We start from the raw sequence: 25,483 nt of genomic DNA, 5'->3' as shown, positions 1-25,483 counted from the left end.
CACCGGGCGCCGCCGCGCCGCGGGCCGGCGGCCCCGAAACCGGCAGAACACCATGTGCCGCACAGCACCGGTTGGGCGGCTCATCGTCAGTCTCCGCAGCCGAGGGGCGCCATGACGCGGCGAATGCGCGCAACGGCATCCGCGGGATCGCGCAGCAAGCGGGCCTGATCGGCGAGACGGAAGACGTCGGCGAGATAGGCGGGCGGACGCATGCCGTGGTGGCCGCCGGGCATGAAGAAGTGATCCTGGAAGCCGTTCAGGTACGCGAGGAACACCACGCCCGTCTTGTAGTACTGCGTCGGCGCGCGAAAGATGTGGCGCGAGAGCGGCACGGTCGGCGCGAGCAGCGCGTTGAAGCTGGCGTGATCGTTGGCGGCGAGAGCGGATAGCGCCTGCGACGCGGCCGGCGCAATCGCGTCGAAGATGCCTAGCAACGCGTGCGAAAAATGTGTGCCGTCTCCTGCGATCAGCGCGGGATAGTTGAAGTCGTCGCCGGTGTACATTTTTACGCCGTGCGGCAGGCGCTGACGGAATGCGATTTCCTTCTGCTCATCGAGCAGCGAGATCTTGATGCCGTCGACTTTTGAAGCACTCGTCCCGATGATGTCGAGACACACCTGCGCTGCGTCGGCAAATTCATTTGCGCCCCAGTAGCCCGCGAGTTCGGGGTCGAACATATCGCCGAGCCAGTGCAGGATCACCGGTTGATCGCACATGGCGAGCACTTCGCGATACACGCGCCGGTAATCGTCCGGCGTACGCGCAACCCGCGCGAGCGCGCGGCTCGCCATCAGGATCACGCGACCGCCCACGCGCTGCACCGCCTCAAGTTGCTCGGCATACGCGCGGATCACCTGATCGCAGTTCGTGACCGAAGCGGGCGCGATATGGTCCGTGCCGCAACCCGACGCGATCGCCGCGCCCGCAATGTCGCGCGTGCCTTCGATGCTGCGCGTGATCAGTTCGAGCGCCGTGCTCCACGGCAAGCCCATGCCGCGTTGCGCGGTGTCCATCGCTTCCGCGATGCCGAGGCCTTGCTGCAACAGATAGCGCCGGTAAGCGATCGTGCGATCCCAGTCGATGGCGGGCGCGGCGTTCAGTTCGCCCGCGCGCAGCGGGTCGGCCACCACGTGGGCGGCGGAATACGCGATGCGGTTGAATTCGCGTTCGGGCGGCCGTACTTCGAGCGGCACACTTTCTACGCGATACGTTTCCATCGTGCCGGACGCGGCCGGAAGTTTGATTGTCAGGTTCATATGCAACTCAATATTTGGTGACGAGCAGGCCGCCGTCGATACGGATCGCCTGGCCGACGCTATAGGGAAGGCCGCCCGTTGCAAGCGTGCGCACGGTGGTCGCCACTTCCTGCGCCGTGCCCCAGCGCTTGATCGCGGTGAGCCCTTGCTCGATCTGCGTGTCGTAGCGCGCGCGGGACGGCGCCGTCATTTCGGTTTCGATCAGGCCGGGTTGCACTTCGTACACGCTGATGCCGTGTTCGGCGAGGCGCAGCGAAAACAACGTGTTCGCCATTGAAAGTCCGGCTTTGGATACGCAGTATTCGCCACGCAACGGCGACGCCGCGATCGCGTTCGACGACGTGATCGTGATCACAGACGGATGTGGCGCGACGGCGTCGCCGGAGCGCGCGAGGCAGTGTTTCGCGAAGGCCTGCGTGAGAAAGAACGTGCCCCGCGTATTCACGGCGATACAGCGGTCGAAACTTTCCGGCGTCACGTCGAGCAGATCGCCGCGCGACATCACCGAGACGCCCGCGTTGTTCACGAGGCAATCGATCTGGCCGTCGAGCGCTGCTTCGATCTCGTTTAACGTGGCGGGATGCGAGTCGATGTCGGCGAGATCGGAGATGACCGCGATCGCACGCGCGCCGGTTTGTTCGACCTCGCGCACGGCGCCGTCGAGCTCTTGCGATGCCACCGCATCGGTCAACGCCACATCGAAACCCGCGCGCCCGAGTTCGACGGCGATCGCCCGGCCGATGCCGCGCCGGCTGCCCGTGACAAGAGCAATGGGACGCGCACTCATAACGTGGCTCCGTTGGCGATCAGATCTCGCGCGACGATGGTGCGTTGAATCTGGTTGGTGCCTTCGTAGATCTGCGTGATCTTCGCGTCGCGATACAGACGCTCGACTTCATAGCCGCGAATGTAGCCGCTGCCGCCGAAAATCTGCACGGCGTTCGCGCTGTGCTTGACGGCGGTGTCGCCCGCGAAACACTTCGCCATCGAACACGCAATGCTCGCGCGTTCGCCCGCTTCGAGCCGTTCCGCCGCATCGTGCACGAGCAGCCGCGCGGCGTGAATGTCGGTCGCCATGTCGGCCAGCATCCACTGAATGCCCTGGAATTCGGCGATGTGGCTGCCGAACTGCTTGCGCGTCTGAGCGTAGTCGAGCGCTGCTTCGAGGCCCGCCTGCGCGATGCCGACCGCCAGTGCCGCAATGCCCACGCGGCCCTTGTCGAGCACGCTCATCATGATGTGAAAGCCGCGGCCTTCCTGGCCGAGCAGCGCGTCTTGCGGCAGCTTCACGCGATCGAAATGCAGTTCGCCGACTTGCGACGCGCGCTGGCCCATCTTGTGTTCCTTCGCGCCTTTCGACACACCGGCGAGCGCGCAGTCCACGATGAAAATACTCATGCCGCGCCGGCCCGCGGCAGGGTCGGTGCGCGCGAGCACGAACGCGACGTCCGCGACCGGCGCGTTGTGAATCCACAGTTTCGCGCCGCTGAGCTCCCAGCCTTCGGGCGTGCGGACCGCTGTCGTGCGGATGCCCGACACGTCGGTGCCGGCGTCCGCTTCAGTGATGCAATACGCGGGACGCAGCTTCGCGCGCAGCAACGGCTCCATGTATTTCGCGCGCTGCGCGTCGGTGCCGTGCACCGAAAGCAGGGTGCCGACCAGTTCGAGCAGGCCGCACTGATCCGCCACGGACGCGTAACCGCGCGACAGTTCCTCCATCACCAGCGCATACGCCGTGACATCGAGCCCGGCACCGCCGAACGCCTCCGGAACGGTAATGCCGAACAGGCCCAGTTCGCCCATCTGCGCGTAGATCTCGGCGGGAAAGCGCTCGTCGCGATCCAGTTCTTCCGTGATCGGACGAATCACTTCCTGCGCGAAACGGCGCGTGGTTTCGCGAATCTGCTGATGCGTGTCTGAGAGTTTCATGCTGTCTCCATCGTAATGATCGGTACCTGTTTTTGCGTCTGATCGGGCTCGTTCAGGTAAACCCGAGCCTCGCGCATCGCTACTTGAATTACGTGATTCCCTGTGCCAACATTGGCAACAAGTAACCAACTGGTTCGTTATTTAAGACCAACGAATCGCTGCTGTCAACGAGGTTTGAGGCCGATCTGAGTGGAGGATGGTTTGGATAAGTGGATGGATGCCGCCGAGGCGGCCGGGAAAATTTTCGACTTTGCGACCATTGCGCTGGCCGGTTCCGGCGGCGGTCTGCTCGAGCCGGACGCCGTGCTTGCGGCGCTCGAACAGCGCTTTCTTCAGACGGGACATCCGCGTGACCTGACGGTGGTTCACGCGCTCGGTATCGGCGACGGCAAGAGCAGCGGGCTCTCACGGTTTGCACACGCCGGCATGGTGCGGCGCGTGATCGGCGGACATTGGAGCTGGTCGCCGGCCATGCAGCAGATGGCACAAGACAACGCGTTCGAGGCCTATAGCTTTCCCGCCGGTGCGATTTCCACGCTGCTGCGCGAAATCGGCGCGGGGCGGCCGGGGCTGGTCACGCATGTCGGCTTGCGTACGTTTGTCGATCCGCGTATCGATGGCGGCAAGATTAACGCGCGCGCCAGTGAAGACCTGGTCGAACTGATCGAACTGGATGGGCGCGAATACCTGCGCTACAAGCCGTTCAAGGTGGACTTCGCGATCGTGCGCGGTTCGTCAGCCGATGCGTGCGGCAACGTCACGCTGCGCCGCGAGCCCGCCGATCTCGACACATACGCCGCAGCGCTTGCCGCTCATAACAGCGGTGGCCGCGTGATCGTGCAGGTCAAGGAGCGCACCACGCAGGGCTATGTGCCGGCGCGGCTCGTGCGCATTCCGGGGATTCTCGTCGATACGCTCGTCGAGACTCGGGAGCAGGTGCAATGCGTGGTCGCCGATTACGACCCGGCGCTGAGCGGCGAATCACTGAGCCCGATCGACGACGGTTTCTACGAAATTCCCACGGGCATCCGCTACATCATCGCCGCGCGCGCCGCGCAGGAATTGCATGAGGGACAGTCAGCGAATTTCGGTTTCGGCATTCCGGGCGGCATTCCCGGCGTGCTCGCGCAACACGGCCGGCTCGGCACGTTCTGGGGTTCGGTCGAGCAGGGCATTCACAACGGCGCGATGCTCGACGGGCCGATGTTCGGCACCGCGCGCAACGCGGAGGCGATCCTCTCGAGCGTCGACCAATTCGATTTCTATAGCGGCGGCGGCGTGGATATCACGTTCCTCGGCATGGGCGAAATGGATGGCGAAGGCAACATCAACGTGTCGAAGCTTGGTGCGACGGTGGTGGGGCCGGGTGGTTTCATCGACATCACTCAGGGCGCGCGAAAGATCGTGTTTTGCGGCAGTTTCGAAGCGAAGGGGTTGCAGGTCGAACAGGCCGGCGCGGGCGTGAAGATCGTGGCGCCGGGCAGTGTGCCGAAACTCGTCGAACGCGTGCAGCACATTACGTTCAGCGGCGAGCAGGCGCGTATCGCGAAGCAGGAAGTATTGTACGTGACGGAGCGCGCCGTGTTCCGTCTCGAAGAGAATGGCGTGCGTTTGATCGAAGTGGCGGAAGGTGTCGATGTCGAGCGTGATGTGTTGGCGCGTATGGCGTTCCGTCCGCTCGTCGACGAGACACTGTTGGCGCGAGGAAAAAATGAAGCACGTGAAGCACCCTCAAATGAAGCACATGCCAGAGTGGCCTGACGCCGCTCGCGGTGACGTGAAGCGCCGTATCCGGGCGCTTCAGCCGTCACGGCGATCAGGGGCGCAGCAGGCGCAGAACGGTTTCGATATTGAAGTCGAGACGGTTTTTCAAAGCCTCTTTGCTCATGAAGTCGATGTCGAAGATCACACCGCTCGTGAAGCGATTGGTCAGGTAGTAGTAGCCGACTGCCGCCATGGTGATGTGCAGTTGCCTTGCATCGACGCCCGCGCGAAACACGCCCGCTTCGACGCCCCGATCGATTATGCGTTGCAGCATCGAGATGAAACCATGATGCAGTTCCTTGAACCGTTCGGACTTCTTCACGTGGCGTGCCTTGTGAAGGTTCTCGCTGTTCACGAGCGTCATGAACTCAGGGTTCTTCAGGTAGTAGTTCCACGTGTGCGTGGTGAGCGCGACGATCGCGTCTTCGGGCGAGAGGTGGTCGAGGTTCAGCTTCAGTTCGGCAGAGCGGATGTCGGCGTAAGCATCTTCGAGCACAGCCTGGAACAACTCCTCCTTGCTGCCGAAGTAGTGATAGATCATCCGCTTATTGGCCTTGGCGCGCGTCGCAATGGCTTCGACGCGAGCGCCGGCGAGGCCGAGTTTGGCGAACTCCTTCTTGGCGGCTTCGAGAATGCGTGCCCGGGTGACTTCGGGGTCGCGTTGCCGCGGCGGTTGCGCGGCGCCGGCTTGGGCCGTTTTCGATGCCCGGCCGGGGGGCGTGCTCGCAAGAGTCATGTTGGCTGGTCGCAGGAAAAAAGTGTGAGGGAACGGTGTCGGTCGATCTGATGTCGTGTCAGCGACTATAGACCAAAAAGGCATTGCGAGGAAGTAACTGGATGGTGCAGAATGGGCGCCAAAAATGCCACAAGCATTGTCTTGCCGAAGCGGTTTACCTCGCGCGCGGCGCGCGTTTCAGCGTCCGCGTGAATGCAAACTCTGGAGACAGGAATGAGCAATCTGAATGAACTCGCAGCAACGCTTCGTCTTCCGGCGGAGCCGCTGCGCACGCCGATGTTTATCGACGGCAAGGACTACGCGGGCAGCACCGGCGAGTTCGTCGAGCGCAAGAGCCCGGGCCACGGCGTGCCGGTCACGGCCACGGTGCGCGCATCCGTCGACGATCTGAACGCAGCGGTCGCCAGCGCGCGCCGCGCGTTCGACGACGGCCGCTGGTCGCGCCTGTCGGGCGAGCAGCGCGCCACCGTGCTGCTGAAAACCGCGCGTCTGATCCGCGACAACGTGGAAACGCTGGCGTATCTGGAAACGCTGGAAAGCGGCAAGCCGATCGGCCAATCGCGCGGCGAGATCAATGCGGCGGCAGGCATCTGGGAATATGCGGCCGGTCTCGCGCGCATCGTGCACGGCGATTCGCACGACACGCTGGGCGCCGATCTGTTCGGTTTGACGGTGCGCCAACCGATTGGTGTTGTCGGCATCGTCACGCCGTGGAATTTTCCGTTCTTCATTCTTTCCGAGCGTCTGCCGTTCGTGCTCGCCGCGGGTTGCACGGCTGTCGTCAAACCGGCTGAACTCACCTCGACCACTACGCTGAAGCTCGCCGCGCTGCTGAGCGAAGCCGGGTTGCCGGACGGCGTCGCGAACGTGGTGACGGGGCTCGGCTCGGTGGTCGGCCATGCGCTCGCCGATCATATGGACGTCGACATGGTGTCGTTCACCGGCTCGACGCCCGTGGGCCGCTCCGTGCTCACCGCGGCCGGCGGCAACATGAAGAAGGTCGGGCTGGAACTCGGCGGCAAGAATCCGCAAATCGTTTTCGCGGACGCCGATCTCGACGATGCCGCCGACGCCATTGCCTTCGGCATCTGCTTTAACGCGGGACAATGTTGCGTATCGGGCAGCCGGCTCGTCGTGCATCGTTCGGTGGAAGAGGAACTCGTCGCGCGCGTGAAAGCCGTGTTCGAAAAAGTGCGCGTGGGCGATCCGCTCGATGCATCGAACCATGTCGGCGCGATCGTGGAAGCACGTCAGTTCGAGAAGATTCGCGGCTTCATCGACGCGGGCCGGCGTGACGGCGCACAACTGGTTCACGGCGGTGAGGCGACCAGCGACGGTGAGCGTTTCTTCATCCAACCGACCTTGTTCCGCAACGTGCAGCCGCAAAGCGCACTGGCGCAGGAAGAGATCTTCGGACCGGTGTTGTCGGTCACGCCGTTCGATACATTCGAAGAGGCGATCCAGTTGGCGAACGGCGTGCCATATGGCCTCGCCGCCAGCATCTGGACGCGCGACCTGCAAGGTGCGATCAGCAGCTTCCGCGAGGTTCAGGCGGGCCGTATCTGGGTGAATTGCACGATTACCGGCGGCCCCGAAATGCCGATCGGCGGCGTCAAGCAGTCGGGCATCGGCCGCGAAACGGGCCGTTATGGCGTGGAGGAATACACGGAGCTGAAGTCGGTGCATGTCCAACTCGGCAAGCGGCCGCGCTGGATCGCGTAACACCCGTTGAATTGATCGAGCGGCCGTGAAGAGCCGCACGCAACATCCGGATCACGCGCAGCGTGTGACCGTAGAAAACCGTATCGGAGACAGCAATGTATGACTATGTGATCGTAGGTGGCGGCGCGGCGGGTTGTGCGCTGGCGGCGCGTCTGAGCGAGGACGCCGGCAACCGTGTTTTGTTGCTCGAAGCCGGGCCCGCCGATACCGATCCGTATATCCATATGCCCGTCGGCTTCTTCAAGATGACGGGCGGTCCGCTGACCTGGGGTTATCGCACGACGGCGGCAGCGGAAACACAGCGCCGCCAGATTCCGTTCGCACAAGGTCGCGTGCTCGGCGGCGGCGGCTCGATCAATGCGATGGTCTACACGCGCGGCCAGCCCGCCGACTACGACGGCTGGGAACGCGACGGCTGCACCGGCTGGGGCTTTCGCGACGGCGTGCTGCCGTACCTGCGCCGCATGGAAGACAACGAGCGCCTGTGCAACGAATATCACGGCGTGGGCGGCCCGCTCGGCGTGTCCGATCTCATCAGCGTCAACGAACTGACCAAGGCGTTCGTGCTCGCGGGCCAGGAAGCCGGCATGCCGTACAACAGCGATTTCAACGGCGCGCAGCAGGAAGGCGTGGGTGTGTATCAGGTCACGCAGCGCAATGGCAAACGCTGCAGCGCGGCGGTGGGTTATCTGCGTGATGCGCGCTCGCGGCCCAATCTCACGGTTCGCACGGACTGTCTCGTGTCGCGCGTCGTGATCGAGAACGGCCGCGCGGTCGGTGTCGAATTCGCGCCGCGCGGCGAGCGCGCGAACGTGACGATTGCGCGCGCCGAACGCGAGGTGATCGTGACCGCCGGTGCGATCGGCTCGCCGAAACTGTTGATGCTCTCCGGGATCGGCCGCGCAGAAGATCTGGAGCGCGTCGGCGTGAAGCCCGTGCATGCGCTGAACGGCGTCGGACAGAATCTGCAGGACCACTTCGACATCGACATCGTCTACGAACTCAACGGTCCCTATAGTCTCGACAAGTACGCGAAAAAGCACATGATGTTGCTCGCCGGACTCGAGTACAAACTGTTCAACAAGGGACCGGTGACGTCGAATATCGCCGAAGGCGGCGCGTTCTGGTACTCGGACAGCAGTGTGCCGACTCCCGATCTGCAATTCCATTTCCTGCCCGGTGCGGGGGTCGAGGCCGGTGTGCCGCCGGTGCCGTCCGGTTCGGGTTGCACGCTCAACTCGTACTTCCTGCGTCCGCGCAGCCGCGGCAGCGTGACGTTGCACAGCGCCGATCCCGCCGATGCGCCGCTGATCGATCCAGCCTATATTCGCGATCCGTACGACCTCAAGGTCGCCGTCGACGGCATTCGGCAGAGCCGCGAAATCATGAGTCAGAACGCGCTGCGCAAGTACATCCGGAGCGAGCATTTTCCGGGTGGCAAGGTGCGCACGCAAGCCGAATACGAAACCTATGCGCAGCAGTACGGACGCACGGGCTATCACCCGGTCGGCACCTGCAAGATGGGCGTGGACGAGTTGTCGGTTGTCGATCCGCAATTGCGCGTGCGTGGCATCGAGGGTTTGCGAGTCGCGGACTCGTCGGTGATGCCGCGCATCGTCAGCTCGAACACGAATGCGCCTACGTTGATGATCGCGGAAAAGGCCGCCGATCTGATTCGCGGGCTGGTAGCGCAACCCGTGCCCATGCCGGGCGCGCTCGCGGGCACTTCCGGACGCGCGATGCGCGAGTCCGCTGCGGCCGCGGTTTGATGCCGGAGTTGCGCAAGCAGGACTGAGGAAGGTTACGCGGAATGATTGCGTATCTCTTCCTTGGGGTAAATATCCGGTTATTTATACACGGCCCTGAACAGAGGGTTCTTTTGCTCGGAGGAGACATCATGAACAGACAGGATCAACGCGCAGGCGTATCACGCCGCGACTTCATCAAGCTCGGCGCGGGCGCGGCATTCGCCGTCGCGGGTGGCGGCATGTCGGGCCTCTCGTTCGGCGCGGGGCAGACCACGCTCGCCTGCTCGTTCCGTTCGCTGACCAACCCGTACTACACGGCGTTCAACAAGGGCGCGCAAAGCTTCGCGAAGAGCGTCGGTTTGCCGTATGTGCCGCTCACGACCGAGGGCAGTTCCGAGAAAGGCATCGCGGATATCCGCGCGTTGCTGCAGAAGACCGGCGGCAATCTCGTGCTCAACGTCGACCCGAACGATTCCGCCGACGCCCGCGTGATCGTCGAAGCCTGCTCGAAGGCCGGCGCGTATGTCACGACGATCTGGAACAAGCCGAAGGACCTGCACCCGTGGGACTTCAACCCGAACTACGTGGCGCATCTTTCTTACGACGGCGTCGCGTATGGCGAGGAAACGGCCACGCAGCTTTTCAAGTCGATGGGCGGCAAGGGCGGCGTGGTCGCGCTCGGCGGCATCTTCAGCAACGTGCCGGCGATCGAGCGCAAGGCCGGTCTCGATGCAGCCTTGAAGAAGTTCCCCGGCATTCAGTTACTCGACTTTCAGGTCGCCGACTGGAACTCGCAGAAGGCGTTTCCGATCATGCAGGCGTGGATGACGCGCTTCAATTCGAAGATCAAAGGCGTGTGGGCCGCGAACGACGACATGGCGCTCGGTGCGATCGAGGCGTTGCGCGCCGAAGGTCTGGCCGGCCAGATTCCGGTGACCGGCATGGACGGCACGCAGCCGGGACTCGTTGCGATCAAGACCGGCGAGCTGATCGCATCGGTCGATTGGGACCCGTACTGGCTCGGCGGCATCGGTCTCTCGATGGGTCTCCAGGCGAAGGATAAGAAAGTCGACCTGGCGACGCTCGCAAAAGACCGCCGTGAGTCGTTTTGCACCGCGACGTTCGTCACGAAGACCAACGTTCAGGACGTGATCGCGCGCGCCGCCTCACCGAAGGCGGAATGGAACAACCTTTATGCCCGCGTTGCCGGGCCAGTGGTGTATCGATGAATAAGCTCACCGCGACTTCTTCCCGGCACGCCGTGCAGGCCGCTCAATCTCCCGCGTCCGCGCACGGCCCCGCAGCCGTGCGCGCACTGCTGCGGCGTTACTCGCCGTTGCTGGTGCTGGTGGCGCTGGGCCTGTGCATCGGCGCGCTCAACCATGACTTTTTTGACCCGATGAACCTGTCGCGGATCGCGATTGCCGCCGTGATCCCTTTGACGATCGCGCTCGGCGGCACGTTCGTGATCCAGCTCGGCAGCATCGATCTGTCGGCGGAGGGGATTGTCGCGGTGGCGGCGATCGCCGTGTCGATGCTGGTCGAGAACTCGTACAACGACAATCACTTCGGCCTGTGGGTGCTGGCCATCGGCGTCGCGGCGGGCGTGGTGCTGGGGCTGGCCAACGGCGTGCTGCACGTGTTTCTGCGCATCCCGTCGTTCATCACCACGCTCGCGGTCGGCTTCGTGGCGACCGGCATCGGCACGGCCGTGTTGTCGGGCAATACGATCCGCGTGAGCGACACGGCGTTGCGCGCGATTTCGATCACGCGCTACTTCGGCCTGCCGCTGTCGGTCTGGATCGGCGTGCTGGCGCTCGGGCTCGCCTGGTTCGTGCACCGCCATACGATTCTCGGCCGCCATACGCTCGCGATCGGCGGCGGCGAGGACCTGGCGCGGCTGAGCGGCGTACGGATCTCGCGCGTGCGCATCGCGGTGTTCGCGCTCGCTGGTGCGTTCTACGGCGTGGCCGGCATTCTCGCGGTTGCGCAATACGGGCAGGGTCACGCGATGATCGCCAACGGCCAGTTGTTCGTTGCGATCACCGCGATCGTGGTGGGCGGCACATCGCTCGCGGGCGGCAATGGCGGTCCGCTCAACACGCTGATCGGTACGCTAGTGGTGGTCGTGCTCGCCAACGGCATGGTGTTGCTCGGCGTGCCGCCGTATGTGCAGCAGGGCATTCAGGGCGTGCTGATCATCGTTGCCGTGACGCTGGCGTTGAATCGCTCGCGCCGCCGCATCGTCAAGTAACGGATAGGGAGACACCACGATGCTCACACTCAAGAACGTCACCAAGCGTTTCCCCGGCGTGCTGGCGCTCAACGACGTGTCGATCGAAATCCGGCCGAACGAGATCGTCGGGTTGATCGGCGAAAACGGCGCGGGCAAGTCGACGCTGATGAAATTGCTGACGGGCGGCTACCGTCAGGATTCCGGTGAGATTCTGCGCGACGGCAAACCGCTCGTGATCAAAAACCCGCGTGATGCCACCTCGAAGGGCATCGCGATGGTCTATCAGGAACAGTCGATCCTGCCGAATCTGACGGTGGCTGAAAACCTGTTTCTCGGCCGCGAGGAGCCGTTTCTCACACTCGGCCGGGTCAACTGGGCAAAGCTCAAACGTGCTGCAGTCGCCGAACTGGCCACCGTGCACCTCGATATCGATCCGCTGACGCTATGCGAAGACCTGACCTTCGGGCAGCGGCAGATGGTCGAACTCGCCAAGGCGCTGTCGCTCGCGAGCCGTACCGACGGCATGCCGGTCATTCTGCTCGACGAGCCGACGTCGGTGCTCGAAGCGGCGGAGATCGAGATCCTGTTTCGCCTCGTGCGTGAACTGAAGGCGCGCGCGTCGTTCGTGTTCGTCTCGCACCGGCTCGACGAGCTGTTGTCGCTGAGCGACCGCGTCTATGTGATGAAGGACGGCAAGGTGGTGGCCGGCATGGCATCGGCGGATGCGTCGGTCGGACAACTGCACGAACTGATGGTCGGCCGCACGATGGACGGCCAGTACTACCGCGAGAATTTGCAGAGCCCGTGCCGCGGCGAAGTCGCGCTGTCGGTGCGTAACGCGTCGCTCGGGCATACGCTGAAAGGCGTGTCGTTCGACGTGCATTGCGGCGAAGTGTTCGGGGTGGCCGGCGTGGTCGGGTCGGGGCGCGAGGAATTGTGCCGCGTAATTGCGGGGCTGGAGTCGCTCGACGCGGGCGAAGTGCGGGTTGGCGAAACCCGCTTGCGGGCACAGGCCACGCATGCGGTCTCGCTCGGCATCGGCTACGTGCCGCGCGAACGCAAGGTCGAGGGACTCGTCACGCAGATGAGCGTGGCCGAGAATCTGACGCTGCCGCGCCTCGCCGCGGTGAGCCGCAGTGGCGTGGTCAACAAGCGAAGCGAGCGTGCGATCGCCAATGAATGGATCGAGCGTTTGCACATCAAGACGCCTGGCCCCACTGCGTCGTGCCGCAATCTGTCGGGTGGCAATCAGCAGAAAGTCGTGCTGGCGAAATGGCGCTTTGCGGGCAGCCGGATTCTCGTGCTGGATCATCCGACGCGCGGTCTCGACGTGGGCGCAAAAGAAGAGGTCTATCAACTGATTCGCGAGCTGACGGCCGAAGGTGTAGCGGTCGTGCTGACCGGCGACACGCTCGAAGAAATTCTCGGGCTGAGTCATCGCGTGATGGTGATGCGCGACGGCCGCGCGCAGAAGATTCTCGCGTGCGAAGTCGGCCACAAGCCGTCGCAGATCGACGTCGTCGAACACATGGTGTGAGGGCAACATGGCACAAATGAATGCATCATTGAAGGCACGGCTCGGCGACAACGCGCCGTTCATCGCGCTCATCGCGCTGTATCTGCTGATCGAGATCGCGCAACCGACTTTCCTCGCGCCGTCCACGCAACTCGGGCTGCTCGCGGACAGCTCGACGCTGTTCATCATGGCGGCCGGCACGACCTTCGTCGTGTTGCTGGGCAGTATCGATCTGTCTTTGCAGGCGGTGGCTTCGCTTTCCAGCGTGATCGTGGCGATGCTGTTGCCGCGTTATGGCGCGTTGGCGGCGGTGGTGGCGCTGGCGGCGTCGTTTGGGATCGGTCTTCTGAGCGGCGTGATTCAAACCGTGCTGCGCATTCCGTCGTTCATCGCGACGCTGGCGGTCGGCGGGATCGCGTCGGCCGCAGCGCTGACGCTTTCGGGTACGCGCTCGATCGGTATCAGCGACGAGATGCGCGACGCGTCGCTCGGATGGACGACGGGTTCGTCGTTCGGTATTCCGCATGAAATCATGCTCGCGCTGGTGGTCTTTCTGCTCTGCGTGTTCCTGCATCGTTCGACGGTGTTCGGGCGGCGCGTCGACGCCATCGGCGCCGGCGAGCCGGCTGCGATCGCATCGGGCGTGCGCGTACCGGTGACGCGTTGCCTCGTGTTCGCGACGTCGTCGCTGTTTGCGGGGCTCGCGGGCGTCATCATGGCGGGGCGGCTGGGCAGCGGATCACCGACGCTCGCCGACCAGTTCCTGCTGCCGGCGATCGCCGCGGTGATCGTCGGCGGGACTGCGTTGACGGGCGGCGCGGGTGGCATCGGCCGCACGTTGATCGGCGCGCTGCTGGTGTCGGTCGCGCGGGTCGGCATGACGTTTGTCGGGATCAGCGTGTTTGCGCAGCAGATCGTGTTCGGCGTGATTCTGATCGTCGCGGTGACCGTGGCGTTCGATCGCTCGAAGGTGCTGATCATCAAGTGAGCGCGTCATGCGTTCGATGTGGAAGTCTTTGGACTGTGATGGAGTGGGTTTAGATGAAAGTTCTGGTGGCGGTTAAGAGAGTGGTGGACTACAACGTGAAGGTTCGCGTGAAGTCGGACGGCACGGGTGTGGATATCGCGAACGTGAAGATGTCGATGAATCCGTTCGATGAGATTGCGGTTGAGGAAGCGGTGCGGTTGAAGGACGCAGGTGTTGTTAGTGAAGTGGTGGCGGTGTCTTGTGGGGTTGCGCAATCGCAGGAAACGCTGCGTACGGCGCTGGCGATCGGCGCGGATCGCGCGATCCTGATCGAGTCTTCAGTGGAACTGCAGCCGTTGGCAGTCGCGAAGCTGCTGAAGGCGCTGGTCGACAAGGAACAGCCGCAACTGGTCATTCTTGGCAAGCAGGCGATCGACGACGATTCGAATCAGACCGGCCAGATGCTGGCTGCGCTGGCTGGTTTGCCGCAAGCAACGTTTGCCTCGAAGGTTGTTGTTGCCGACGGCAACGCGACCGTTTCGCGTGAAGTGGACGGTGGCGCTGAAACGCTGTCTTTAAAGCTCCCCGCAGTCATCACCACGGACTTGCGCCTGAACGAGCCGCGCTACGTGACGCTGCCGAACATCATGAAGGCGAAGAAGAAGCCGCTGGAAGTCGTCAAGCCGGAAGATCTGGGTGTTGACGTCACGCCGCGCCTGAAGACGCTGAAGGTTGTCGAGCCGCCCAAGCGCTCCGCCGGTGTGAAGGTGCCGGACGTGAAGACGCTGGTCGAGAAGCTGAAGACCGAAGCCAAGGTGCTGTAAGGGAGACAGAGCAAATGACGAATCTGGTAATTGCAGAACACGACAACGCGTCGATCAAGGCCGCGACGCTGAACACGATTGCAGCGGCGCAGAAGATTGGTGGTGACATTCACGTGCTGGTGGCAGGGCACAACGCGCAAGCTGCGGCCGATGCGGCAGCGAAGATTGCCGGCGTTAGCAAAGTGCTGCTGGCCGACGCGCCGCAACTCGAAGCAGGCCTCGCCGAAAACATCGAAGCAACGGTGGTGAACATCGCGAAGGACTACACGCATATCCTCGCGCCGGCAACCGCCTACGGCAAGAACATCACGCCGCGTATCGCCGCGAAGCTCGACGTCGCGCAGATCAGCGATATCACGGCAGTGGATAGCCCGGATACGTTCGAGCGTCCAATCTATGCGGGCAACGCAATCGCAACGGTTCAGTCCCAAGACCCGATCAAGGTCATCACGGTCCGCACGACTGGTTTCGACCCTGTGGCAGCGGAAGGCGGCAGCGCATCGGTGGAGAAAATCGAAGCGGCAGCCGACAGCGGCATCTCGTCCTTCGTCAGCCGTGAAGTGACGAAGCTGGACCGTCCGGAACTGACGTCGGCGAAGATCATCGTCTCCGGTGGCCGCGGTCTGGGCAACGGCGAGAACTACACGAAGGTGCTAGAACCGCTGGCGGACAAGCTGAACGCAGCGCTGGGCGCATCGCGCGCAGCGGTCGATGCGGGCTTCGTGCCGAACGACTATCAGGTCGGCCAGACCGGCAAGATCGTCGCGCCGCAGTTGTACATCGCGGTCGGCATCTCGGGCGCGATCCAGCATCTGGCCGGGATGAAGGACAGCAAAGTGATCGTCGCGATCAACAAGGACGAAGAAGCGCCGATCTTCAGCGTCGCCGATTACGGCCTCGTCAGCGATCTGTTCGACACAGTCCCAGAACTGACCGCATCGGTTTAAAGCATTTCACACACGGAGATCAGGATGCGCAAGACCCGGATCGCGATCGTCGGCGTCGGCCTGGCGGCGACGACTCACGCGCTAGCGTTAAACTATCTGCGTGACGAAGTCGAAGTGGTCCGGAACGAACCGCTCAACACCTTGGCAGGAGACAACGATGGATCCGGTAGCAAAGCGTAAATGGCCGCGTTCGGGACTCGAAACGACGCTGATGGGTTTCGGCGCCGCACCGATCGGCAACATCTTCAGGCCGATCAGCGAAGGGGATTCGGCGGCGCTCATCAAAGCCGCGTGGGACGCGGGCGTGCGTTACTTCGACACGGCGCCCATGTACGGCCACGGTTTGAGCGAAGCGCGCTGCGGGCAGGGTCTGCGTTGGTATCCGCGCGATCAGTACGTGCTGTCGACCAAAGTGGGCCGCTTGCTCAAGCCGCGCAAGCGCGCTGAAATCGACTTCACGCCGTGGGTCGACGGCTTGCCGTTCGACATGCGTTTCGACTACAGCTACGACGGCGTGATGCGTTCGATCGAGGACAGCCTGCAGCGCATGGCGCTGGAGCATATCGATATCGCGCTGATTCACGACATCGACGCGTTCACGCATGGCGATCGCCAGCCGCAGATATTCGAGGCCGCCATGAGCGGCGCGGCGAAGGCGCTGCTCAAGCTGCGCGATGAGGGCGTCGTCAAGGCCGTCGGTGTGGGCGTGAACGAGTGGCAGGTCGCGCACGAAGCGATCCGGCGCAACGACTTCGACTGCCTGTTGCTGGCTGGCCGCTACACGTTGCTGGAGCAGGACGCCCTCGACGGTTTCCTGCCGTTGTGCGAGGAGCGTCAGGTGTCGGTGATTCTCGGCGGCGGTTATAACAGCGGCATTCTCGCCACGGGCGCTGTGCCTGGCGCGAAATACAACTATGCACCCGCGCCGGAAGCAATTCTCGAACGTGTGCGCAAGATCGAGCAGGTGTGCCGCGACTTCTCGGTGCCACTCAAAGCGGCGTCCCTGCAATTCGTGCTCGGTCACCCGGCTATTCCGACGAATATCCCGGGCGTGCGCAGCGTCGCACAACTCGAAGACAATCTGCAAACCTTCCGGGCCGACATCCCAGCGGAATTCTGGGCTGAATTGAAGCGTCGCGAACTGATCCGCGAGGATGCGCCGACGCCTCGATAGACAGCCCTTCTCGCCGTCACCGGGCAGCCACGGACGACCCGGCAGGCCATCGGCCTGCCGCGTTGCCGGCATTGAAGTCATGCATTGAAAACACGTCACACACTGCCGTTTTCAACGACGCGCCCTTCCGCACGCCAGCGCAGCATACCGCCGGCAAGATTGGCAACCCGCTCGAATCCGGCCTGCCGCAGCATGACCGTCGCTTGGGCCGAGCGTCCGCCTGCCCGGCAGACCGTCACGATCGGGCGTTCTTTCGTGAGTTCAGCGGCCCGCCCGGAGAGCTCGCCCAAGGAAATGAGCCTGGCCGCGGGAATGCGTCCCAACGGTCCATTGAACTCGTCGGGTTCCCGCACATCGACGATCTCCACAGCACGCAGATTTTCCTCCAGCCACTGCGCATTGATTTCCCAGATGCCCGCAAAGCTGCATGTCAGCGGCGCCCAATCGGGTTCCGTCATCTGCGCGGGGACGCTCGCCGCGAGACCGCATTTCAGGTTTGCGGGCACCGCTACGTCGATTTGCTTCGGATGCGGCAGGTGCAGGTTCGTCATGTATCCGGTGAAATCGTCTTCACATAGTTCACCGCCAAGGCGTGGATTGAAGCGCCGCTCCTCACCCACACTCGTGACCGTCAGACCGCGATAGTCGTGGGCCGGGTAAAGCAGGCAGGCGGTGGGCAGCGTGAAAATCTGACCATGCACCGCGCGAAACATGGTGTGCGCGTCACCGCGCTGGAAATCCGTGCGGCCAGTGCCTCTGATCAACAGACAATCGCCGGTGAACGCCATGGTCTCGTTGTCGAGTACGAGCGTGATGCATCCATCCGTATGTCCCGGTGTCGCGCGTATTGTCAGGTGTCTCGCGCCGAACTCGACCTTGTCGCCGTGGCTCAGATAGCGGTCCGCGCCTTCGGCGCCGCTCGCAGCCGAAATCGCAATCCTGCTGCCTATGCGGCGATTCAGCATCCATGCGCCGGTCACGTGATCGGCGTGGACGTGGGTGTCGATCGTATAAAGCAGATGCAATCCGAGTTCTTCGATCAGGGCGGCGTCCCGGCGCACCTGTTCGAATACCGGATCGACCAGCACCGCCTCGCGCGTCGTGCTATCGGCGAGAAGATAGGTGTAGGTCGACGATTGCTGATCGAATAGCTGCCGGAAGATCAACACTATTTCGCTCCGCGGCCCGCTCCTGCGAGCGCTTAAAGTTGGCGGCCCGTGCCGCCGCCAACCGCCCCGCAGGCAGTCGAACTGGACGCAGCCCCGTTCAGAGGGCCGGGCGCATCGATGCACCCGGACTCACACCGAGCGCCGGACTTCGCACTGCCCGGCACTCGCCGCTCCCATCGATGAGCGCTTTACTTCGGTTGCGCAACGTAGCGCAGATAAGGCTTCACGGTTTTAAAACCCTGCGGATATTTTTGCATTGCGGCATCGTTGGAAACGGATGTTGGAATGATGACGTCCTCACCCGGTTTCCAGTTCACCGGTGTCGCCACCGTGTGTTTCGCGTTGAGTTGCAGCGCATCGAGCAGCCGCATCACTTCGTCGAAGTTGCGGCCGGCGCTCATCGGATAGACGAGCATGGCTTTGACCTTCTTGTCCGGTCCGATGAGAAACACCGAGCGTACGGTCGCATTGTCGACCGCGGTGCGCGGGCCGCTGCCGCTCGCCTCGGGGTGAATCATGTCGTAGAGCTTCGCGACCTTCAGGTCCGAATCGCCGATCAGCGGATAGCCGACCTCGTGGCCTTGCGTCTCCGCGATATCCTTCATCCACTCCGTGTGGTCGCTGACGGGGTCGACGCTGAGCCCGATAATCTTCGTGTTGCGCTTATCGAATTCTGGCTTGAGGCCCGCCAGGTAGCCGAGTTCCGTGGTGCAAACGGGAGTGAAATCCTTCGGGTGCGAAAACAGGACCGCCCAATGGTCGCCGATCCATTCGTGAAAATGAATCGTCCCTTCGGTGGTTTCCGCGGTGAAATCGGGAGCGTCTTCTCCTAATCGAATAGACATCATTAGTCTCCATAGGTCGGGTGCACCAAGATTCGAGTGCCGCGGCCGGAGCGAGGTCCGCCGGGCTGCCGGAGTGTTCAGTGGCGATAGGACTGGCTCGAGATCACCTCCGGCCGGTTGCACCGTACCGTGCTGGAGGACCATCTACGGGGTGCAGCAGAGTCGGAGGCTTTCCCTGATAGCCGTGATGCGGGACAGACATCGGGACGCGCTGCGGGCCGCACCTATAGCGTAGAACAAAAAAGACTTTCGCAGTTGGCAGACTGTAGGGAGAATCCGCCGACGTGGCAACAAGCTTGCTTGCACTCCGAAGAAAGGGAAATTGCACTCTGATTTGGGCGGATTGGGATCTTGTCTGGTCAAAGCCCCAGACAAACCGCCCCACCCGCGACGATCACACACGCGAGCCAGCGCCTTCCATCGACCGCTTCCCGCAGAATCACGCGCCCGATCAGCACTGCGAATACCACGCTGGTCTCTCGCAACGCCGATACCGCGCCCATGGCGCCCGACTGCATCGCCCAGATCACGATGCCATACGCCGCGATCGACACCAGCCCGCCGGCGAGCGACGAGCCGACGGCGACGGGTTCCGTCCGCAGCGGTGTCCACAGCGCCGCGAGTCCGCGCATCGCGACGAACAGCACCGGCATCAGCCAATAGAAGAGGAACATCCACGCGGTGTAGGCGAGCACCTGGCCACCGGATAAACGCACGCCGATGCCGTCGATCACGGTATAGAGCGCGATCGACGCACCGGTCACCAGCGCGGCCACCGCACCCGCGCGCGACACGCGCCCGCCCTGCAGCGCGAGCGCGATGATGCCGCCCGATATCATCGCGATCCCGAGCGCGTGCAAGGGGCCGATCGCCTCATGCGCGAACAGCGCCGCGCCGAGCGTGACGAGCAATGGCGACGAGCCGCGCGCGATCGGATACGCCTGCGCCAGATCGCCGCGGCGATAAGCCCGCACGAGGCTGACGTTGTAGACGATATGCACGAGCCCCGATGCGGCGATGTACGGCCAGGCCGCGTCGGCGGGCCACGGCGTGAACAGGACCACGAGCGTGGCGGCCGCCGCGATGGCGATGCTCATCCACGTCATGGACAGGAACCGGTCGCGGTTGCCGTGCAGCATCGCGTTCCAGCTTGCGTGGAGCAGGGCGGCAAAGAGGACGAGACCGCCGGTATAACTGAGCATGCGGGTTCAAGGCCGGAAAGAGTGAGGGAGATCACGCTCCAGGCGTGCAAGCGTCGCCTGTGGGCGCGAGATGTCGGCGGACTACAAAATGCCTTCCAGGTCCGCGCGCCGCCTGAATCAGCGGCGCAGTAAGAAGAATATCTATCTTGTGGGAGCCCGACAAATCAGATAAATTGAGCATTCGCGTTAGATAAACTCTTGCGAATGAAGCGAACCCTGCCTCCGCTCAATGCATTGCGCGCCTTCGAGGCCGCAGGCCGTCTCGGCAGCTTCAAGGAAGCCGCCTCGGAACTGCACGTGACTCACGGTGCGGTGAGCCAGCACGTGCGCGCGCTCGAAGAGTGGCTCGGCGCAACGTTGTTCGAACGGCACAACCGGCGCGTCGCGTTGACGCCGGCGGCGAAGGCCTATCTGGCGGAAATCGGCCCTTTGTTCGAGCAGCTCTCGCAGGCAACGGCCAGATATGGTTTCCCCGAAACGGTCTCCCGGACACTGTCCGTGAATGCGCCCGCGACATTCACCTTGCGCTGGCTGGTGCCGAGACTGGCGACATTCCGCGCCGCGCATCCCGACGTGGACGTCAAGGTGGAGACGTCGAACGAGTCGTTGGAGAGTCTGAGAGAGATCTACGACGTCGTCGTGCGGGGCGGCCCGGACACGTTCTATGGCTACTCGATGCGACCTTTCCTGTCCGAGGAGCGAGTCCCGGTCTGTAGTCCGGCGCTGTTGCAGCGACTGCCGCTTCGAACGCCGGACGATTTGCGGCAGCACACGTTGCTGCATACGTCGAGTCTTCCGCGGGTTTGGCCGGACTGGCTGGCGAGCGCCCGGATTCCCGCTCTCAGGCCGGCTGCCGCGCTGACTTTCGACCACTTCTATCTGACGTTGCAAGCAGCCATCGACGGGATAGGCATCGCAATGGGACCGACCGCGCTGGTCGCCGACGATCTCGCGGCCGGCCGGCTCGTCGCGCCATTTGCCGGCCCACGTCTGCCGTCGCGGAGCTATTGCACTTACGTTCCGGATGGGAAGTCGGCGGATGAGCTGGTCGCGCTGTTCCGTTCGTGGCTCGAACGCGAGGGGGCTCATTCATAAACGGAGACGGCCCTTAAAGGCGGGCCCACCGCAAACCTCGCGATGTCCAATCTGGCCATCTACGCACAACCTTCCCACCAAACCAAGTCCACGTTTTTTACGAATCTGCGCGCTCTCTTAACAGTGTGTTTACGCGGAGTTGCCTAAATTCGATGGTGCGGAAGTCCGATGCGGGAGGCCACGCCATGGATCTGCTTTACGTCATTGCAATCGTTGCATTCAGCGGCCTCGTCGCCGCGTTCGTGGTTGGCTGCGACAAGCTTCGCCGCGCGCCGGGAGGCCGTCCATGACTACCTGGATGACCTGGCTTGCGGCGGCCTCGACGCTGATTCTGTTCGCCTACCTCGTCTACGCTTTGCTGCGCGCGGAGGCACTCGAATGAACTTCAATAACCTGTTTCAGCCCGGCGTTTTCATCGTCGTGCTGATCGCGCTCGCGATTCCGCTCAGCCGCTACATGACGGCGGTGCTCGACGGTTCGTCGGTCGTCGTTCGCCGCATTGGACGGCCGCTCGAAGTGGCGGTGTACAAGCTGGCGGGTGTGGATCCCGAGGCTGAGATGTCGTGGAAGTATTACGCGCTAGCCGTGCTGGTGTTCAACACGCTCGGTGTGTTCGCGGTCTATGCTTTTTTGCGCATTCAGCAATGGCTGCCCGTCAATCCGCAAGGCTTCGGCCCCATGACGCCGGACGCCGCCTTCAACACGGCGATCAGCTTCGTGACCAACACGAACTGGCAGGACTACACCCCGGAATCCACGGTCAGCTACCTGACGCAGATGGCGGCTCTGACGGTGCAAAACTTCTTGTCGGCCGCCACGGGTATTGCCGTCGTGGTCGCCCTGATTCGCGGTTTTGCACGCCACACGACAGCAACGATCGGTAACTTCTGGGTCGATCTGACGCGTATCACGCTGTATATTCTCGCGCCGCTCGCGACGGTTATCGCGCTCGTCTTCGTCAGTCAGGGCGTGATTCAGAACTTCGAATCGTACCAGGACGTGCCGACACTGCAGGCCACGACGTACCAGACGCCGAAGACCGATGCCCAGGGCAACGCCGTCAAGGACGCGAAGGGCAATCCCGTGATGGTGGACAACAAGGCCGACAAGCAGACCATCGCGATGGGTCCGGTTGCGTCGCAGGAAGCGATCAAGATGCTCGGCACCAACGGCGGCGGCTTTTTCAACGGCAATTCCGCGCACCCGTACGAGAACCCGACGCCGTTCGCGAACTTCGTGCAGATGATCGCGATGCTGCTGATTCCGGCTGCGTTGTGCCTCGTGTTCGGCAGGATGGTCGGCGACCGGCGTCAAGGCTATGCGGTACTTGCCGCGATGACGATTGCTTTCGCGGTGGCCTGCGGGGGTGAGATCGCATCGGAGCAGAGCGGCAATCCGCTGTATTCGACGCTGCATGTCGACCAAAGCGCGTCGGTCACGCAGTCCGGCGGCAACATGGAAGGCAAGGAAACCCGCTTCGGCATCGCGCAATCGGGCATCTTCACGGTCGCGACCACGGCGGCTTCGTGCGGCGCTGTCCTCAATACGCACGATTCGCTCACGCCGATGGGCGGCTTCGTGCCGCTGCTGCTGATCGAACTCGGCGAGGTGATCTTCGGCGGTGTCGGCTCGGGCCTCTACGGCATGCTCGTGTTCGCATTGCTCGCAGTGTTCGTGGCCGGGTTGATGATCGGGCGAACGCCGGAATACATCGGCAAAAAAATCGAGTCGTACGAGATGAAGATGGTGTCGATCGCCGTGCTGCTGACGCCGCTGCTCGTGCTGGTCGGTGCGTCGATCGGCGTGCTGGCGGCTGCCGGCACGGCGGGTATCTCCAATCCGGGGCCGCACGGCTTCTCCGAGGTTCTCTACGCCTACAGTTCCGCGGCCAATAACAACGGCAGTGCGTTTGCCGGCTTGTCGGTGAATACGCCGTTCTATAACTCCACGCTGGCCATCGCCATGTGGTTCGGCCGCTTCGGCTCGATTGTGCCGGTGCTGGCGATCGCCGGGTCGCTTGCAGCCAAGAAGCGTATCTCCGCGACCGCCGGAACTTTGCCGACGCACGGCCCGCTGTTCGTCGTGCTGCTGCTCGGCACGGTGGTGCTGGTCGGCGCGCTGACGTATGTGCCGGCGCTCGCGCTCGGCCCGGTCGTCGAGCATCTGATCATGGTCGCGGGTCATTGATTGAGAGGACAGCATGAGCAACGGATTTCAACCCCCGGTTCATCAGCCTGGCAACATCGGCCAGGCGCGCAATGCCGCGCGCTCGATGTTCGACCCGGCCATTGCCCGGCCGGCCCTCGTCGACTCGTTCAAGAAACTCGCGCCGCGCCACCAGTTGCGCAATCCGGTGATGTTCTGCGTGTACGTGGGCAGCATTCTCACTACCATTCTCTGGATCGCCGCGCTCGGCGGCCAGGCCGAGGCGCCCGCCGGATTCATCCTCGCGATTGCGTTGTGGCTGTGGTTCACGGTGCTGTTCGCCAACTTCGCGGAGGCGCTTGCCGAGGGACGCTCGAAAGCTCAGGCCGCGTCGTTGCGCGGCGCGAAGCGCGACGTCATGGCGAAGAAGCTGCAAGACTCCCACCCCAAGTCGCCGATCCGCATCACGACGGCGACCGATCTGCGTAAAGGCGACGTCGTGCTGGTCGAAACCGGCGACGTGATCCCGGCGGACGGCGAGGTGATCGAAGGCGTGGCATCGGTCGACGAGTCGGCGATCACGGGCGAATCCGCGCCGGTGATCCGCGAGTCGGGCGGCGACTTTTCGTCGGTGACGGGCGGCACGCGCGTGCTGTCGGACTGGATCGTCGTGCGGGTCACCGTGAATCCGGGCGAGGCGTTTCTCGACCGGATGATCGCGATGGTGGAAGGCGCAAAGCGTCAGAAGACGCCGAACGAAATCGCCCTGACGATTCTGCTTGTCGCGTTGACGCTCGTGCTGCTGTTCGCGACCGCCACGCTGCTGCCGTTCTCGATGTTTTCGGTCGAAGCGGCGAAAGCGGGGCATGTCGTCACGATTACCGCACTGGTCGCGCTGCTGGTGTGCCTGATTCCGACCACGATCGGCGGGCTGCTGTCGGCAATCGGCGTGGCGGGCATGAGCCGCATGATGCAGGCGAACGTGATCGCCACTTCAGGGCGCGCGGTGGAAGCGGCCGGCGACGTCGACGTGCTGTTGCTCGACAAGACCGGCACCATCACGCTCGGCAACCGCCAGGCGTCGGCTTTCACGCCGGCGCCGGGCGTCACTGAGGAAATGCTCGCCGACGCCGCGCAACTGTCGTCGCTCGCGGACGAAACGCCGGAAGGGCGCAGCATCGTCGTGCTCGCGAAGCAGCGCTTCAATATCCGCGAACGCGATATGCACGCGCTGCAGGCGACGTTCCTTTCGTTCAGCGCGCAGTCGCGCATGAGCGGTGTCGATTTGCCCGACCGCCAGATTCGCAAGGGCGCGGCCGATGCGATCAAGCATTTCGTCGAAGCTCATGGCGGCCGCTTTCCGTCCGAACTGACGGCGGCGGTGACGGAAATCGCGCGGCGCGGCAGCACGCCGCTGGTGGTCGCGCAGCTAGGCCAGGGCGAAAACGTCGCGCGTTGCATGGGCGTGATCGAGTTGAAGGACATCGTCAAGGGCGGTATCAAGGAGCGCTTCGCCGAACTGCGCAAGATGGGCATCAAGACCATCATGGTGACGGGCGACAACCGCCTGACCGCGGCGGCTATCGCCGCCGAAGCGGGGGTGGACGATTTTCTCGCGGAAGTCACGCCCGAAGCCAAGCTGACGACGATTCGCACGCACCAGGCCGAAGGGCGCCTCGTCGCGATGACCGGTGACGGCACCAACGACGCGCCGGCGCTCGCGCAAGCCGACGTCGCGGTGGCGATGAACACCGGCACGCAGGCTGCGAAGGAAGCCGGCAACATGGTCGACCTCGATTCGAATCCGACCAAGCTGATCGAGATCGTCGAAATCGGCAAGCAGATGCTGATGACACGCGGCTCGCTCACCACGTTCTCGATTGCCAACGACGTCGCCAAGTACTTCGCCATCATCCCGGCGGCGTTTGCGACCACTTATCCGCAGTTGCGCGTGCTCGACGTGATGCATCTGAGTTCGCCTTCGTCGGCGATTCTGTCGGCGGTGATCTTCAACGCGCTGATCATCGTTGCGCTGATTCCGCTTGCGCTCAAGGGCGTGAAATACCGGCCGCTGGGCGCCGCGTCGCTGCTGCGCCGCAATCTTCTGATCTACGGGTTGGGCGGGATTCTGCTGCCGTTCCCGTTCATCAAGCTGATCGATATGGTGCTGAACGTGTTCGGCTGGGTTTGAACGCAACGGAGTGGAGA

23 protein-coding genes are annotated in these 25,483 nt (G+C 63.3%); 16 read left to right on the top strand and 7 right to left on the bottom strand.

The window, feature by feature from the left end; translation table 11 throughout:
• Positions 1–86 precede the first annotated feature (86 nt).
• From P0D96_RS31205 to P0D96_RS31195, 3 genes are read right to left on the bottom strand one after another with little or no spacing between them, the layout of a single operon-like run.
• Positions 87–1,256, bottom strand: a complete 1,170-nt coding sequence (locus P0D96_RS31205) for a dihydrodipicolinate synthase family protein (RefSeq protein WP_408182625.1) — start codon at positions 1,254–1,256, stop codon at positions 87–89.
• 7 nt (positions 1,257–1,263) lie between these two features.
• Complete coding sequence (locus P0D96_RS31200) at positions 1,264–2,043, bottom strand: 3-ketoacyl-ACP reductase (RefSeq protein ID WP_408317277.1); 780 nt, start codon at positions 2,041–2,043, stop codon at positions 1,264–1,266.
• The gene (locus tag P0D96_RS31195) at positions 2,040–3,185 is read right to left on the bottom strand and encodes an acyl-CoA dehydrogenase family protein (RefSeq protein ID WP_408317275.1); all 1,146 of its coding nucleotides are present in this window, start codon (positions 3,183–3,185) and stop codon (positions 2,040–2,042) included. The genes P0D96_RS31200 and P0D96_RS31195 overlap by 4 nt, the downstream gene beginning before the upstream one ends.
• A gap of 213 nt (positions 3,186–3,398) precedes the next feature.
• Here P0D96_RS31195 and P0D96_RS31190 point away from each other — a divergent pair, with 213 nt between their 5' ends.
• Positions 3,399–4,946: an acyl CoA:acetate/3-ketoacid CoA transferase gene (locus tag P0D96_RS31190; protein WP_408317286.1), complete on the top strand. Its 1,548-nt coding sequence runs from the start codon at positions 3,399–3,401 to the stop codon at positions 4,944–4,946.
• A gap of 55 nt (positions 4,947–5,001) precedes the next feature.
• Here P0D96_RS31190 and P0D96_RS31185 read toward each other — a convergent pair whose 3' ends face one another.
• Entirely contained in the window at positions 5,002–5,685 is a 684-nt protein-coding gene (locus P0D96_RS31185) for a TetR/AcrR family transcriptional regulator (protein ID WP_132378592.1), read from the bottom strand.
• Between the two features lie 213 nt (positions 5,686–5,898).
• On the opposite strand from P0D96_RS31185, the gene P0D96_RS31180 reads away from it, so the two are divergent.
• From P0D96_RS31180 to P0D96_RS31135, 10 genes are all read left to right on the top strand, one after another.
• Positions 5,899–7,407 (top strand): aldehyde dehydrogenase family protein, encoded by a 1,509-nt coding sequence (locus tag P0D96_RS31180; protein WP_408317273.1) that lies wholly within the window; start codon positions 5,899–5,901, stop codon positions 7,405–7,407.
• A gap of 95 nt (positions 7,408–7,502) precedes the next feature.
• Positions 7,503–9,176 carry a GMC family oxidoreductase gene (locus P0D96_RS31175; protein WP_408317271.1) on the top strand — a complete coding sequence of 558 codons (1,674 nt, stop codon included), beginning with the start codon at positions 7,503–7,505 and terminating at the stop codon, positions 9,174–9,176.
• A gap of 128 nt (positions 9,177–9,304) precedes the next feature.
• Complete coding sequence (locus P0D96_RS31170; RefSeq protein ID WP_408245952.1) at positions 9,305–10,384, top strand: sugar ABC transporter substrate-binding protein; 1,080 nt, start codon at positions 9,305–9,307, stop codon at positions 10,382–10,384.
• Complete coding sequence (locus P0D96_RS31165) at positions 10,381–11,409, top strand: ABC transporter permease (RefSeq protein WP_408283625.1); 1,029 nt, start codon at positions 10,381–10,383, stop codon at positions 11,407–11,409. The genes P0D96_RS31170 and P0D96_RS31165 overlap by 4 nt, the downstream gene beginning before the upstream one ends.
• A gap of 19 nt (positions 11,410–11,428) precedes the next feature.
• Positions 11,429–12,928 carry a sugar ABC transporter ATP-binding protein gene (locus tag P0D96_RS31160; protein WP_408317270.1) on the top strand — a complete coding sequence of 500 codons (1,500 nt, stop codon included), beginning with the start codon at positions 11,429–11,431 and terminating at the stop codon, positions 12,926–12,928.
• A gap of 7 nt (positions 12,929–12,935) precedes the next feature.
• Positions 12,936–13,895, top strand: coding sequence for an ABC transporter permease (locus P0D96_RS31155; RefSeq protein WP_408317268.1), 960 nt, complete (start codon positions 12,936–12,938; stop codon positions 13,893–13,895).
• Positions 13,896–13,948: 53 nt separating this feature from the next.
• Positions 13,949–14,698, top strand: a complete 750-nt coding sequence (locus P0D96_RS31150) for an electron transfer flavoprotein subunit beta/FixA family protein (RefSeq protein WP_408317266.1) — start codon at positions 13,949–13,951, stop codon at positions 14,696–14,698.
• A gap of 14 nt (positions 14,699–14,712) precedes the next feature.
• Positions 14,713–15,645 carry an electron transfer flavoprotein subunit alpha/FixB family protein gene (locus P0D96_RS31145; RefSeq protein WP_408182613.1) on the top strand — a complete coding sequence of 311 codons (933 nt, stop codon included), beginning with the start codon at positions 14,713–14,715 and terminating at the stop codon, positions 15,643–15,645.
• A gap of 24 nt (positions 15,646–15,669) precedes the next feature.
• On the top strand, positions 15,670–15,825 hold the full coding sequence (locus P0D96_RS31140) for a hypothetical protein (protein WP_408182611.1): 156 nt from the start codon (positions 15,670–15,672) through the stop codon (positions 15,823–15,825).
• Entirely contained in the window at positions 15,803–16,819 is a 1,017-nt protein-coding gene (locus P0D96_RS31135) for an aldo/keto reductase (RefSeq protein ID WP_408317263.1), read from the top strand. Before P0D96_RS31140 ends, P0D96_RS31135 begins: the two co-directional genes overlap by 23 nt.
• Before the next feature lie 95 nt (positions 16,820–16,914).
• On the opposite strand, the gene P0D96_RS31130 is transcribed toward P0D96_RS31135, so the two are convergent.
• The 3 genes from P0D96_RS31130 to P0D96_RS31120 form a co-directional block, all read right to left on the bottom strand.
• The gene (locus P0D96_RS31130; protein WP_408317284.1) at positions 16,915–17,985 is read right to left on the bottom strand and encodes a rhodanese-like domain-containing protein; all 1,071 of its coding nucleotides are present in this window, start codon (positions 17,983–17,985) and stop codon (positions 16,915–16,917) included.
• A gap of 191 nt (positions 17,986–18,176) precedes the next feature.
• Positions 18,177–18,833, bottom strand: a complete 657-nt coding sequence (locus P0D96_RS31125) for a peroxiredoxin (protein WP_132378581.1) — start codon at positions 18,831–18,833, stop codon at positions 18,177–18,179.
• A 359-nt stretch (positions 18,834–19,192) separates the two neighbouring features.
• Positions 19,193–20,035 (bottom strand): EamA family transporter, encoded by an 843-nt coding sequence (locus P0D96_RS31120; RefSeq protein ID WP_132378580.1) that lies wholly within the window; start codon positions 20,033–20,035, stop codon positions 19,193–19,195.
• A gap of 204 nt (positions 20,036–20,239) precedes the next feature.
• Between P0D96_RS31120 and gcvA the strand changes: the two genes are divergently transcribed.
• The 5 genes from gcvA to kdpB all read left to right on the top strand — a co-directional run bounded on the left by gcvA (position 20,240) and on the right by kdpB (position 25,466).
• Complete coding sequence (gene gcvA / locus P0D96_RS31115; RefSeq protein WP_408317261.1) at positions 20,240–21,130, top strand: transcriptional regulator GcvA; 891 nt, start codon at positions 20,240–20,242, stop codon at positions 21,128–21,130.
• A 185-nt stretch (positions 21,131–21,315) separates the two neighbouring features.
• On the top strand, positions 21,316–21,420 hold the full coding sequence (locus P0D96_RS31110; RefSeq protein WP_408182605.1) for a potassium ABC transporter ATPase: 105 nt from the start codon (positions 21,316–21,318) through the stop codon (positions 21,418–21,420).
• Complete coding sequence (gene kdpF / locus P0D96_RS31105) at positions 21,417–21,512, top strand: K(+)-transporting ATPase subunit F (RefSeq protein ID WP_028193906.1); 96 nt, start codon at positions 21,417–21,419, stop codon at positions 21,510–21,512. The genes P0D96_RS31110 and kdpF overlap by 4 nt, the downstream gene beginning before the upstream one ends.
• Positions 21,509–23,317, top strand: a complete 1,809-nt coding sequence (kdpA, locus tag P0D96_RS31100; RefSeq protein ID WP_408317259.1) for a potassium-transporting ATPase subunit KdpA — start codon at positions 21,509–21,511, stop codon at positions 23,315–23,317. The genes kdpF and kdpA overlap by 4 nt, the downstream gene beginning before the upstream one ends.
• Positions 23,318–23,402: 85 nt before the next feature.
• Entirely contained in the window at positions 23,403–25,466 is a 2,064-nt protein-coding gene (kdpB, locus tag P0D96_RS31095) for a potassium-transporting ATPase subunit KdpB (RefSeq protein ID WP_408246591.1), read from the top strand.
• Positions 25,467–25,483 lie beyond the last annotated feature (17 nt).

It is taken from the genome of Paraburkholderia sp. RL17-347-BIC-D, from assembly GCF_046027915.1.
GTDB lineage: Bacteria > Pseudomonadota > Gammaproteobacteria > Burkholderiales > Burkholderiaceae > Paraburkholderia.
The sequence above is the reverse complement of the archived record's forward strand: the minus strand, read 5'-3'. Positions and strand labels throughout refer to the sequence as shown.